The following is a 12330-nucleotide window of genomic DNA, read 5'->3' as shown; positions in this document are numbered from 1 at the left end:
CATGACCCGACGGGTCGTCCTCTGTCAGCTCCTCAGCCCCACACCCCTGTTCAGCAGGAACATGGCGAACAGGTAAAGCCCGACGATGAATGCACCGATGATCAGGTAGGCCGTGCCGATGCCGATGTCCGACACGCCCAGGATGCCGTAACGGAAGGCATTCACCATGTAGAGAATCGGATTGCCCTTCGACACGTTCTGCCAGAAGTCCGGCAGCATGTTGATGGAATAGAACACGCCGCCGAGGTAGGTCAGCGGGGTCAGGATGAAGGTCGGGACGATGGAGATGTCATCGAACTTCTTCGAGAAGATGGCGTTGATCAGGCCGCCCAGTGAAAACACGATGGACGTCAGCAACACGATGCTCAGGGTGATGAAGGGATGCTCGACACTGAGGTCGGTGAAGAACAGCGCGATCACCGTCACCATCGCGCCCACCATCAGGCCGCGGCAAACGCCACCCATGATGTAACCCCAGAGGATGTAGTGGTTCGGCAATGGCGAGACCAGCAGTTCCTCGATATGGCTGGCGAACTTGGCGCCGAAAAACGACGAAACGACATTGCCATAGCTGTTGGTGATGACCGACATCATGATCAGGCCCGGTGCGATGTAGGCCATGTAGTCATAGCCTTCCATCGGTCCGATGCGCGAACCGATCAGGTTGCCGAAAATGATGAAGTACAGCGTCATGGTGATCGCCGGCGGCACGATGGTCTGCACCCAGATGCGCAGCACGCGCGTGACTTCCTTGCGCACGATCGTCTGGAAGCCGATGAAATTCTCGGTAAAGCGGCTCATGCGGCAGGCTCCTTGTTCTGGTCTTCGACCATGCGGACGAACAGCTCCTCGAGGCGATTCACCTTGTTGCGCATGGACAGCACTTTCATGCCCTTGTCGGAGAGCGCAGCAAACAGCTCGTTGATGCTGTTTTCCTTGGTGATCTCGGCCTCCAGGGTGCGATCGTCGACCTTCTTCAGCTGGAACTGCTCGAAGCCCGACAGGTCGGCGACGTCATCCTGCATGTCGAGAATGAAGGTCTCGACATGCAGCTTTTCCAGCAGGTTCTTCATGCGGGTGTTCTCCGCAATCCGGCCCTTGTTGATGATGGCGATGTTGCGGCAGAGGCTCTCGGCCTCTTCCAGGTAATGCGTAGTCAGGATGATGGTCGTGCCCTCGGCATTGATCTTCCTGAGGAAGGCCCACATGGAACGGCGGATTTCGATATCCACGCCGGCCGTCGGTTCGTCCAGGATCAGCAGCTTCGGCTCGTGGACCAGCGCCCGGGCAATCATCAGGCGGCGCTTCATGCCACCGGACAGGTTGCGGGAGACCTGGTTGCGCTTTTCCCAGAGATCCAGCTCGCGCAGGTATTTCTCGGCCCGTGCCTTTGCCGTCGTGCGATCGATGCCGTAGTAGCCGGCCTGGTTCATCACGATCTGTTCGCAGGTTTCGAACATGTTGAAGTTCACTTCCTGCGGTACCAGGCCGATGTTCGACTTGGCCGTGGCAAAGTCCACGTCGGTATCGGTGCCGAACACCTCGACCTTGCCGCCCGTCTTGTTGACCAGCGAAGTGACGATGCCGATGGTGGTCGTCTTGCCGGCGCCGTTGGGCCCCAGCAGGGCAAAGAAATCGCCGGCCTCGACATCGAGATCGATGCCGCGGACCGCTTCGGTGCCGTCGGAATAGACCTTGCGCAGGTCCCTGATGGAAAGTGCCTTCATTGGACGAATCCTTGCTTGTGAAATCACCGTTGGCGCCATGAAACGGCGGCAGCGGGTACCGGAGAGGCGCCTAGTCTAACAAAGGTCGAAATTCGCTGCTGCCAATCAGCAATTACTTACGGGCGGCCATCCACCCCGCTGAAGCAACGCATGGGCAGGCGGCCTAAAGTCGCAGCATGGACGAAGCAAGAAAAAACCGCCTCGCTGACAGCCCTGCTGTCGATGCCACTGCCACGCTGGCAAGCATCGACGAGGACATTCGCTATTACGAAGAGGAACTGGTCAGCCTCCGCAATGGCCACGGGCGGTCCCGCGAACTGGCACGGGCGCAGGTGGTAAGCCTCCTGCTCCGCCAGCGTAGACAGTTGCGGGCCGAGATAGAGGCAGCCGACCAGGATGGTCGCGCTGCCCGGGCTCCAGGCAGCAACACCTGAGCCCCTGGGCTCCAGCCAATCCCGAATTTCAGTCCCGCGAGGTGCCGCCCGGCAAGGGTGGTCCGGGTTCACTGCGTGTGAAATCCGACGTTTCATGGCGCTTGCCGATGCGGAACACGTTCTTGCGCACCACCCGGTGCAGCACGATATCCACCACCGTGGTCTGGTGCGGCACGATCAATGCCTCCAGGAACTCCTTGCTCGCTGGCAGGATCGCCGGGCGGTAATGCACGAAACCATCCAGCGGGTAGGCGATGATCTTCATGCCCAGCGCCTCGCAGCCGGGCAGTTCTTCACGCAGTCCACCGTCCTGGTCTTCCACTGCCGCAGCGCCCAGCATTCTCGCCGCGTTGAAATAGAAGGTCAGCGTGCTGCCGTCACGCGAGTTCCGCTGCCGGTCCAGCAGGAAACCCGGCGGCAAGCGGTCCGGGTCGTCCTCGCCAGCGGTCAGGATCACCTCGAAATCGCGGATCGGCTCACCGGCGTCGTCGTGCAGGCGGAAGACCACCTGGGAACCCGGGTCGTTGATGCGCGTGCGGTCGAAGGGGCCAGGCAGGTCGCGCACTTCCACGCGCTGCGCAGCCTCGATCTCGACAGAATCGCGAGCGAACTGCCTGTCCAGCTTGCGGTAATCCGCCGCCGAACGGACCGACAGGCAGGCCAGGATGGCATCGACCGTCGGGTGATCCTGGCTGGTCTTGCGGACGCTGCGCTGGATACCCATCCGATCACCGGAATGCGCCATGCCAGGCAGCAGCCGGAAGGGAATGCCGGTGAGCTCGTGCTGTTCCGTCAGGACCAGCGGCAGGAAATCCCGCTTGCTGCCATCGCTGGACGCCTGCTCCAGGGTGAGATGGCGATGATTGAGGTTGGCGGCGGCCGTGCGCACCACGCCGTCGCTGTCCATCTCGCCGGTGTAGCTGTTCACATGGTCGTAGGCCTTGTGGTCGATCGATGCGCCGGTCAGCACGAAGGAATACAGTCCCTGCTGGCGCAGCTTCTTCCAGCCGCGTCGCCACTCGCCATTCAGGTGCATGCTTTCCGGTGAGCCCAGTTCCAGCCAGTCGAGCACGCCAAGCCCCGGTTCCACGCCTTCGAACCAGGCCTTGAGGCGCCCGAGGCGGGTGCGGCCCAGTTGCGCCAGCGCGGAACCGAAATTGGCAGGCGCCAGCATCACCAGGTAGTCGAGTGGCAGCTTGCGACCCTCGTTGACGTAATGGCGCTGCAGCCATTCGCGCACCGCGGGCCCGCCGGTGGAATGCGTGATCATCGCCAGCTTGCGCTTTTCCAGGTTGTCGCCGAACTCATCGCGCAGCGCGGCATCCAGCGCCCGCGCGATGTCCTTCAAGCGAACCTCGTTGTGGAAACTGATGTAACGCGACAGCCAGATATTGTGCACGTCGATCTTCGGCGCGTTGGCCTTGCCCTTGAGCTTGCGCGCCTCGTCCCGCAGCTTCTCGGGAAGGGCACCGTAGGTTTCGGTGGTGCGCACGCTCCAGCCGTGCACCAGCACGACGGTTATTGCCTTTGCTGCGGCCTTCGATGCCGATTTCCCTGCCATCAGTCCATTTCCCCGCTGGCAATCGAGCCCGCGAGGTCGGCCACGCTGCTGTCCAGCAGTCGCCACTGGCCGTCGAGCGACTGGCACATGGCGTATTCGAAGGGATTGTTGCGCACCGGCATGCTGAACCGCAGGTCGGCCGTCCAGACGCAGAGCTCCTCGCCCACGGTCTTCATGCGGGTCACGTAGGGCAGCAGCGCGAACTCGCGGAATCCCTCGAACTCGTCCTGGTACCAGGCTATCTGCGCCTTCTCCTTGACCAGGTAATTCTCCGGCCAGCGCGGGAAAGTGAACCAGCGGGCATCGTCCACTGGCCGGTACGCGGCCTGGGCCTGGCTGGCCACGCCGGCATCGGCGGCTGGCCTCGGTCGCGCTTCGCTTTCCAGCAGGTCGATGAAGCTTCGCTCGTAGACCCCGTCGTGGATGATTACCACGCTCCAGTGCATCGGCGACAGCGGCTGCGGAAAGGCCACCACGATCGCGCTGTTCCAACCCTCGGCTGCGACCTTGTCATGGCCGATCTCCTCCGCTGCCTGGCGCGCCCCGACCTGCAGGCCGAGATAGGCAAACAGCAGCAGCCCGGCAGCCATTGCCGGAATGCTGGACAGGCGCCACAGCGCCACCACGAGGCCGGCCAGCAGGATGCCGGTGAAGATCGGATCGATGATGAAGGTGATCGGGAAGGCGAACGGCGTCCAGTCCAGCGGCGACAGGATACGCGTGCCATAGGACGTAATCAGGTCGCCGAGAATGTGCGCCGCCAGTGCGACGGCGGCCAGCATGCCGAAGTTGCGAAATTCCTTCCGGAACTCGGCCCGTGGCGCAAAGCTCGCCGCCAGCGCACCCAGCAAGGCCGCCCAGGCAGGCAGCAGCACCACGGAGTGCGTCAGCGCCCGGTGTTCGTTCAGGTAGGTGAAGGTGTCCACGAAGAACACCATGAGAAAATCGATATCGGGAAAGGCGGCAAACGCGGCACCCCACGCTGTGCGGCGCCGAATTTCGGCCTTGTCGGGATGGCGGTTGCCGGTGGCCGCGCCGATGACGGCGCCGCTGATGGCGTGGGTGATCGTATCCATTCAGCCCTCTGGTATCCCGACGGTGTTGATTCAGATCCGGCCGGCCGACTCCATCTTGTCGAGTCCCGACTGCAGCTTGCTGCCCAGCTCCGGCGTGTCCGCGATGAAACGCGCGGTCTGGTCGTCAAGCTGGAACTTTGCCTCGATGACCAGCGCTTCCCAGTGCTTGGGATTCTCGTCATCCTTCGCCAGCCAGACCAGCGCCTTCAGCTCGGCCAGCTGTTCCTCGTTCAAGCGCACCATGTCCCCCGTCAGCTCGTCGAGCTGGCCGTCGTTGGCATGTTCGATCATCTTTTCGACTGCCTCTTTGCTCAGCGCTTTCATGCTGCCTGTGTCTCCTGCTTGGTCGAATGTTCGCCCTGAAAGGCCAAGGTATAAAGCATGCCATCCGCCGCGGCAAGTCGGCCGTCGACCGGATCAGTTGAACTCCGAATCGGCTCCCGGCGTGGTGGCCTTGGTGTAGCCCTTGGGACGGATCGCCACGGTGTTGTGAATCACGCTGCAGCAACGCCCGTCGGTCAGGTAGAAACCGTACTCGAAGGTCGGCGTGCTGCGTCCCTTGGCAGCAAGATCGGCAGCGATCCTCTCTTCCATCTCCGGTGGAAACTCGAAGCGCAGTTCCAGGTCGGTGCTGCCGCCCAGCTGGAAATCGATGGTCATGGCCCGTGTCCAGACGGAATACCCGGGGAACACGCGAGCGCAGGCCAGCGCCGCAATGGGATCGGCCAGTGCGGCCTGGAAGCCGCCGAACATCACGCCACCGGGATTCTTTGAAAAGGTGTTCAGCGGCAGCTTCAGGCGCACCAGTCGCCAGTCGTCCTTCGCCTCCAGCAGCTTCACCCGCATCATCAGGAAGGGCGGATACCACTCGATCTTGCGCTTGTCGGAGACCCCGCCATGGCGCCAGACCCAGCGCTGCAGGCGATTCATCAAGCTGTTGCCTTCGTGTTGCACGGCGCACCTCTTCTGTGTGAGCTTTGATGATGGGGAGACTGGCAGGCGCTTGCAAGCCAGCCCGTGACACGGGGAAGAGAGATGAAAACAGCCGATGAATGGTTCGCCGCCTATGGCGTGAGCCACCAGGATCCGACCAACAAGGCCATCCACTGGGTCTGCGTGCCCGCCATCGTGTTCAGCCTGCTGGGCCTTATGTGGGCCATTCCCCTGCCGGAATCCATCAGCAAGCTGTCGCCCTGGCTGAATGTCGCGACCGTATTCATTGGCCTGGCGCTGATCTACTACGCCATCCTGTCGCCGAGCCTTGCGCTCGGCATGTTGCTGTACGTGGCCGCCTGCATCTGGGGCATCGCCGCACTCACCAGCCTGCCCTGGCCGCTGTGGCAGTCGTGCCTGGCGATTTTCGTCGTAGCGTGGATCGGCCAGTTCATCGGCCACAAGATCGAAGGCAGGAAGCCTTCCTTCTTCGAGGACATCCAGTTCCTGCTGATCGGCCCGATCTGGCTGCTGGGCTTCATCTACCGCAAGCTCGGCATTCCCTACTGACGGACTCCCGAACCCGGCTAGCCGTTGCCGGCTGCAGGGGAAGGATCCGAATCCGCATCGTCATCGAAGCTGCCATGCCGGGCGGCAAAGGCAACGGCCTCGGCCACTGCCTGGTGCACCTCCGGCTTGAGCGGATCGGGCACCAGTTCGTTCTCGGGCGAGGTCAGTGCCAGCGTTTCTGCGGCCGCAATCAGCATGGCATCGGTGAACTGCCTGGCGCCGGCATCCAGCGCGCCCTTGAACAGCCCCGGGAAGCCCAGCACGTTGTTGATGCCCTTGCCGTCGGCGGCAAAGGCCGCTCCCTGGGCCAGCGCTTCGCGCGGTTCGATTTCCGGGTCCGGGTTCGACAGCGCCAGGATCAGCTGGCCCTTGCGCACCATGCTCGGCTTGATCAGGCCCTTCACGCCCGTCGTGGCGACCACGATGTCGGCCTTGGCCATCAGCTCGTCGAGCGTGGCGCGCTGGCCGCCTTCGGCTTCCAGCATGTCGAGCGCGGTTTCGCTCAGGTCGGTGCCGAGCAGCTTGGTGACACCATACTTCTTCAGCAGGCGGACGATGCCGATGCCGGCAGCGCCCAGGCCGATCTGGCCGACGGAATGGTCCTTCAGGCTGACACCGACGCGGCGCGTGGCGGTCAGCAAGGCCGCCAGTGCGACGACCGCCGTGCCGTGCTGGTCATCGTGCAGCACCGGGATGTCGAGCTCGGCCTGCAGGCGCTGCTCGATGTCGAAGCAGGTCGGTGCGGCGATGTCTTCCAGCTGGATGGCGCCGAAGCTCGGCGCGATGTTCTTGATGGTGCGGACAATCTCGTCGGCATCGTCCAGCTCGGTCAGGATGGGCACGCCGTTGAGGCCGACCAGCTTGGCGAACAGGGCCGCCTTGCCTTCCATCACCGGCAGGCCGGGGACCGCGCCGATGTCGCCCAGGCCGAGGATCGCCGTGCCATTGGTAACGATCGCCACGGTCTTGTTCAGCGCCGTGTACTTGGCTGCGAGTGACGGTTCCTTCTGGATGGCCAGGCAGACGCGCGCCACGCCGGGCGTGTAGATGTCGCGGAGTTCCTGCAGGGTGTCGATCGGCAAGACCGACTGGGTGCGGATCTTGCCGCCCTGGTGACGATTGAACACGCGATCGGACTTGCCCAGCAGGCGGGCATTCGGCAGGTCGGAAATGCGGGCGCCGACATTGATGTAGGCATCCTCGTCCATCTCCAGGGTGATTTCCCAGACCGTCTTGTCCTGGTCACGACGAATGGCATCGAGGTTCTGGATGACCAGGCCACACTCGCCGATGACCTGCAGGATCTTGGCCAGGCTGCCGGGCTTGTGTTGCGATTCGACCAGCAGGATCTCTGGGATTTTCATGGGTGAAGCTGCCTCCCCCGTGGTTCGATGCAAATTCAGATGGGCGGCGTTGCGTTCTTGTTCTGACGTCGGTCTTGCGCAACTGCCTCTTCGTACATAATGGCATGGAGCTCGGCCGTTCGGCGAGGACTTGCTGCGTATCCGCCCGATAAAGTGAGTGTCAACGGGATATTCCGGGCGCGGACTGTCGAAATGACCAGCCGGTCGCGCTGGCGGATGCCCGCATCGCTCAAGGCAAAATGCCCGAAGGTGGAGTCGGCGTGCACGTCCACCCCGCCGAGATACACCACCAGGTCCGGGCTCGCCCGGCGCAGCACTTCCGGCAAATGGGCGCGCAGCACCTCGAGGTATTCCTCGTCTTCGATGCCATGTGGCAAGGGCACGTCGACCGTCGACGGCGGCTTGCGCGCCGGGTAGTTGCGGTCGCCGTGCATGGAAAAAGTGAACACCCGTGGTTCGTTCCCGAATATCGTTGCCGTGCCGTCGCCCTGGTGGACGTCGCAATCCAGCACCAGCGCGCGCTGGATGCGGCCCTCGTTCAACAGCTGCCGGATCGCAATCGCCACGTCATTGAAAATGCAGAAGCCGCGACCATGGTCCGGCATGGCGTGGTGCGTGCCGCCGCCGAGGTTGCCCGCCATGCCCTCTTCCAGCGCTGCGCGTGCCGCGTTCAAGGTGCCGCTGACTGCCAGCCGCGAACGACGCAACAGCTCCGGCGTCCAGGGCAGGCCCATCTTGCGTTCCTCGATCGGCGGCAGGGAGAAACCGAACAGCTTGTCGAGGTAGGCGTCCTCGTGAACAAGACCCAGCAGTTCGCGCGAGGCTTCCTCCATCGGCATGACATCGGCAGGCGAGACAAGGCCGCGTTCCAGCAGGATGGCATGCAGGTCGGGGAACTTGGCCATCGGGAAGGGATGCCCTTCCGGCAACGGCACGAAATAGTCGGGATGGTAGGAAACTCGCATGCTTGAAAACTAATCGGCAGGCCGCAGGGATTCCAGCCAGTCGCGCAGCTCGGGTGGCGTGGATGATTCGAGGACGTCGAAGGCCTTTTGCTGCACGGGCATTTCGTCATTGCGGCCCAGCTTGAAGCGACCCGTCAACGATTCGATATCGATGCTGAAACCGACAATCGCATTCACCAGGCGTTCGATGCGCTCGGCATCCGCATCAAAGTATGGCTGTGCATCGCCTTCCATTTTTTCGGTCAAGGTTCGAATGATGGCGAGCTTCTCGTCGCGTTCATGCATCACGAGCGCGCGTCCGCGAACCTCGACATTGACATAGTTCCAGGTCGGCACCTTCTTGTTATCGAACAAGGCAGGTGAAATGTAGGCATGCGGGCCATGGAAAACCACGTCAACCATCTCGCCATCCATCAGCTCGTGCTGCGGATTCACTTTTGCAATGTGACCTATCAGCTTGCGCGCGTCGCGATCCAGCAGGAAGGGGACGTAGCTGAAATGCAGCTTGTCATTGCCGTCCCGGCCTTCGCGCACGATCAACGTGCCCTGCACGATGGCGTCAATGGCGTCGAAGATCCTTGCTTCGTCGGTTTCGGCATGGCGGGTCGGTGGGTAAGACATTTCTTCGGGCCTCGAAAGAAAACTCATTAGCACACCAGCTTGCTATGCGCCGTCATGAGCGCAGGCGCTCACCGGCGCAGGCGGGCGAGAAAGCGGAGCGTACACACCCGTACGTGAGCATTTCGAGCCCGAACGCAACACCGGAGCGGCAGGCGTAATAGGCGCGCTGCCTAATCCCTCGAGTTCAGCAAATTGACCGGCGCATACTGGTCCGTCAGCACCCGCGCTTCTTCGTTCCAGTCGCGTTCGTCGCGGAAGTTCTCGGCCAGGAACATCGGCGTGATGCCGAGGTGTTCGAACTTGTCTTCCGGCATGGCTTTCGCCTTTTCGATCATGTCGGCCTGCGACACGGGATCGAACTTGCCGGTCAGGATCAGGCGGTTGCCGGATTCCTGCTTCACGTTCCGGATCCAGCCGAATACCTCTTCATAGGTGACGGACTCGTTGTGGTAGAGGCGTGACACGGAGAACGTGTTGGCAATCAGCACGCCGTCATCGGCCAGCAGGCGCTTCACTTCCTCCAGCCATTCCTTGGTCATCAGGTGCTCGGGAATGTAATCGCCATTGAACGCATCGAGGATGATGTAGTCGTACTGGCGACCGAACATGCCGGCCTGCTTCACGTAGACACGCGCATCCTTGACGATCACGCGGGTGTTGTCGCCTTCCTCGAAATTGAAATAGCGCTCGGCAACATCGACCACGGCCTCGTCGATTTCGACTGCGTCGATCTTCGCCTCGGGGAACATCGAGTGGAACGCCTCCGGCAGTGAACCGCCACCGAGACCAATCACCAGGATGCGCTCGGGGTTCGGGTTCAGCAGCAGGCCCGCCATGCTCAGCTTGGTGTAATCGAACACCAGCTTGTCGGGATCGTCCTTGTACTGGCAGGACTGCATGGACGTGTAGTAACCGCGCGAGGCGAACATCATGCAGATCTTCTCGCCGTCGTCGGTGACGGTGATGTTCCGGTACAGCGACTTCTTGTTGTACAGCACCTTTTCCGCCGCCAGCGCATCGCTCGCGAAACCGGCAGCAAGGAAAACAGCAATGAGAATTCCGGACAGGCGCATCATGCTCAGGCTCCCGCGTGCAGTTCTTCGGAGGTGGCCACCCGGAAACGGCTGGCCGCCAGCAAGGCAATGATCCCGCAAACGGCGAGCGCGCCGGAGAGCAGGAAGATGATGGTGTCGAGCTCGAACCACAGCACGAAGTAGAACGAGGTCATCAGCACGCCACCGGCCGAACCGGCGGTCGAGACGAAATACAGCTTGCCCGCGACCGAGCCCGATGTGTGCGTGTTCTGGATCAGCAGGCGCACGGCGTAAGGCGAGATGATGCCCATCGCGACGGTCGGCAGGAAGAACAGGCCTGTCGCCGCCAGCAGCGAACCGTAGCGGATGTCTTCGACATTCATGAACACCCATTCCATCACCGGATCATCCACCCACACCATCGGCACGACGGCGACCGAGCAGAACAGGAACAGGCTGCCGAATTTCTTCAGCGACGGCCGGATCAGGCTGAGATGACCACCGACCAGGTAACCGATCGACAGCGCCACCATGAAGATGGTGATGATCGAACCCCAGACGTAGATCGAGCTGCCGAAGTACGGCGCCATGATGCGGCCGCCCAGCATTTCGATGGACATGATGGAAAACCCGCCGGTGAAAGCGAGCATCAGGATCAGCAAGGCGAAAGATCGTTCGGACTTCAAGCCGTTCTCCTTATTCAATGAGCGAGTGAATCATTCACCCGAATCGGTATTCATCGCAACCACCTTGTCGAACCATGCAAGGCTGGCGGTATTGGCCTTGGCATAGGCCTGGCGGTTGTCCAGGGTTTCCACGTACAGCGCCATCAGCAGGCGCTCTTCGAACACCAGCAGTGCGATGCGCCGGAATTCGATCACGGTCTCCGATTCGCCGGCATTGGTCACACGCGATTCGACCAGGGTCGCAAAACTCGAGCCCAGCTCGTAGTCGGTGAGCGAGTCTTCGACAAACCAGTTGCCGAGATGTTCGATCTGGCCCTCGGTGCCTGCCGCTTCGTTGACCCGGCGGGAGTTCTCGGCCGCCGCTTCCTGCAGCTTCTCGGGCGAGATGTCTTCCATCATGGCGATCGACTGGCGCGCCGTCTTGCGGGCGTCATCCACCGTCGCACCGCGCACCGGCATGGTGCCGATCAGGGCATGGTCGCCGGTGGGCTCCTGGTTCGCATCGAAGCTGAGGTAGCCCTCGAAAATCTGGCCCTGCGCCGGGTAGAGGCTTTCCAGCAGGGCGTTCATTTCGGGGTTCACGCCATACAGCGCACGCATGCCGGCAGGCTCGGGGGCGACGAAGGTCGCACCGTTCAGGTCGTATTCATAGGTGTCGCCCGCCACCAGCGGCGCCGACAGGACCAGGGCCAGCAGGGTTGCGATGGACTTCATGACACCCTTGTTCGGAATGTTCAGCATCTCGCCTCCTGTGCGGATGGACTGCACTGCGGCAGCAAAGTGTACCCGGACCGCCCGCCGGCTGCCTCTGCCGCGTCCGCTGCAGGGCCCGGAAACTGTGGAATTCCTCGGCATTTGGCCCGGCCCCGGCAGGGCCCAGGCCACCGCAGCGACCTGGAGAAAAATCCGCCAGCCGCCTGATTTTCAGGCGCCAATACGGTATGATGCGCGCCTTTCTCCCCACGGGGCCTGGCAGGCGCGAAGCCGCTGGTACCGGGGGTTTCCGAACAAACACACTGCCTCGGCGCGGCTGAACCGCCCGGGCGATACTGAAGGCTGGAGTACAACCGTGTCTACCCTCAACTCGATGGATTTCTACGACATCCGCAGCTCGCTCTCCGACGAAGAGCAGATGGTGCAGGACAGCGTCGGCCGCATGGTCGATGAAAAGATCCTGCCGATCATTGGCGAGTGCTTTGAAGAGGGTCGTTTCCCGAAGGAGCTGATCCCGGAATTCGCCGACCTCGGCCTGTTCGGTTCCAGCATCGAAGGTTACGACTGCGCGGGCCTGAACTCGGTTTCCTACGGCCTGATCTGCCAGGAACTCGAGCGCGGCGACTCCGGCATCCGCAGCTTCGT

General features: G+C 62.1%; 15 protein-coding genes. 3 read left to right on the top strand and 12 right to left on the bottom strand.

What is annotated here, in order from left to right:
• Nucleotides 1-24 precede the first annotated feature (24 nt).
• Nucleotides 25-801: an ABC transporter permease gene (locus R3217_09025; GenBank protein MDX1455583.1), complete on the bottom strand. Its 777-nt coding sequence runs from the start codon at nt 799-801 to the stop codon at nt 25-27.
• Nucleotides 798-1727, bottom strand: a complete 930-nt coding sequence (locus R3217_09020; protein MDX1455582.1) for an ABC transporter ATP-binding protein — start codon at nt 1725-1727, stop codon at nt 798-800. Before R3217_09020 ends, R3217_09025 begins: the two co-directional genes overlap by 4 nt.
• A 176-nt stretch (nt 1728-1903) precedes the next feature.
• Here R3217_09020 and R3217_09015 point away from each other — a divergent pair, with 176 nt between their 5' ends.
• Entirely contained in the window at nt 1904-2161 is a 258-nt protein-coding gene (locus R3217_09015; GenBank protein MDX1455581.1) for a hypothetical protein, read from the top strand.
• A 28-nt stretch (nt 2162-2189) separates the two neighbouring features.
• Here R3217_09015 and R3217_09010 read toward each other — a convergent pair whose 3' ends face one another.
• The 4 genes from R3217_09010 to R3217_08995 all read right to left on the bottom strand — a co-directional run bounded on the left by R3217_09010 (nt 2190) and on the right by R3217_08995 (nt 5752).
• Nucleotides 2190-3722 (bottom strand): phospholipase, encoded by a 1533-nt coding sequence (locus R3217_09010; protein ID MDX1455580.1) that lies wholly within the window; start codon nt 3720-3722, stop codon nt 2190-2192.
• A complete protein-coding gene (locus R3217_09005; GenBank protein MDX1455579.1) occupies nt 3722-4798 on the bottom strand; it encodes a metal-dependent hydrolase in 1077 nt (358 codons plus the stop codon). Before R3217_09005 ends, R3217_09010 begins: the two co-directional genes overlap by 1 nt.
• A gap of 30 nt (nt 4799-4828) precedes the next feature.
• Nucleotides 4829-5122 (bottom strand): DUF3775 domain-containing protein, encoded by a 294-nt coding sequence (locus R3217_09000; GenBank protein MDX1455578.1) that lies wholly within the window; start codon nt 5120-5122, stop codon nt 4829-4831.
• Between the two features lie 93 nt (nt 5123-5215).
• Nucleotides 5216-5752 (bottom strand): PaaI family thioesterase, encoded by a 537-nt coding sequence (locus R3217_08995; GenBank protein MDX1455577.1) that lies wholly within the window; start codon nt 5750-5752, stop codon nt 5216-5218.
• A gap of 81 nt (nt 5753-5833) precedes the next feature.
• Here R3217_08995 and R3217_08990 point away from each other — a divergent pair, with 81 nt between their 5' ends.
• On the top strand, nt 5834-6301 hold the full coding sequence (locus R3217_08990; GenBank protein ID MDX1455576.1) for an Mpo1-like protein: 468 nt from the start codon (nt 5834-5836) through the stop codon (nt 6299-6301).
• A gap of 17 nt (nt 6302-6318) precedes the next feature.
• Here the strand turns inward: R3217_08990 and R3217_08985 are convergent, their stop codons facing one another.
• From R3217_08985 to R3217_08960, 6 genes are all read right to left on the bottom strand, one after another.
• The gene (locus R3217_08985; protein ID MDX1455575.1) at nt 6319-7665 is read right to left on the bottom strand and encodes a malic enzyme-like NAD(P)-binding protein; all 1347 of its coding nucleotides are present in this window, start codon (nt 7663-7665) and stop codon (nt 6319-6321) included.
• A 35-nt stretch (nt 7666-7700) separates the two neighbouring features.
• Nucleotides 7701-8630 carry a histone deacetylase gene (locus R3217_08980; protein ID MDX1455574.1) on the bottom strand — a complete coding sequence of 310 codons (930 nt, stop codon included), beginning with the start codon at nt 8628-8630 and terminating at the stop codon, nt 7701-7703.
• Nucleotides 8631-8639: 9 nt separating this feature from the next.
• Nucleotides 8640-9251, bottom strand: a complete 612-nt coding sequence (locus R3217_08975) for an FMN-binding negative transcriptional regulator (protein ID MDX1455573.1) — start codon at nt 9249-9251, stop codon at nt 8640-8642.
• A gap of 170 nt (nt 9252-9421) precedes the next feature.
• Nucleotides 9422-10327: a fused MFS/spermidine synthase gene (locus R3217_08970; GenBank protein MDX1455572.1), complete on the bottom strand. Its 906-nt coding sequence runs from the start codon at nt 10325-10327 to the stop codon at nt 9422-9424.
• Nucleotides 10328-10329: 2 nt separating this feature from the next.
• Complete coding sequence (locus R3217_08965; protein ID MDX1455571.1) at nt 10330-10935, bottom strand: fused MFS/spermidine synthase; 606 nt, start codon at nt 10933-10935, stop codon at nt 10330-10332.
• A 66-nt stretch (nt 10936-11001) separates the two neighbouring features.
• Nucleotides 11002-11712: a hypothetical protein gene (locus R3217_08960; protein ID MDX1455570.1), complete on the bottom strand. Its 711-nt coding sequence runs from the start codon at nt 11710-11712 to the stop codon at nt 11002-11004.
• 346 nt (nt 11713-12058) lie between these two features.
• Here R3217_08960 and R3217_08955 point away from each other — a divergent pair.
• The coding region (locus tag R3217_08955; protein MDX1455569.1) for an acyl-CoA dehydrogenase family protein at nt 12059-12330 on the top strand (272 nt) is incomplete at its 3' end.

Source organism: Gammaproteobacteria bacterium (assembly GCA_033720895.1).
In the GTDB taxonomy this organism is placed as follows: domain Bacteria; phylum Pseudomonadota; class Gammaproteobacteria; order Natronospirales; family JAJUFS01; genus JAWWBS01.
Note: the sequence above shows the minus strand (reverse complement) of the source record. Positions and strands in the feature narration are given on the sequence as shown.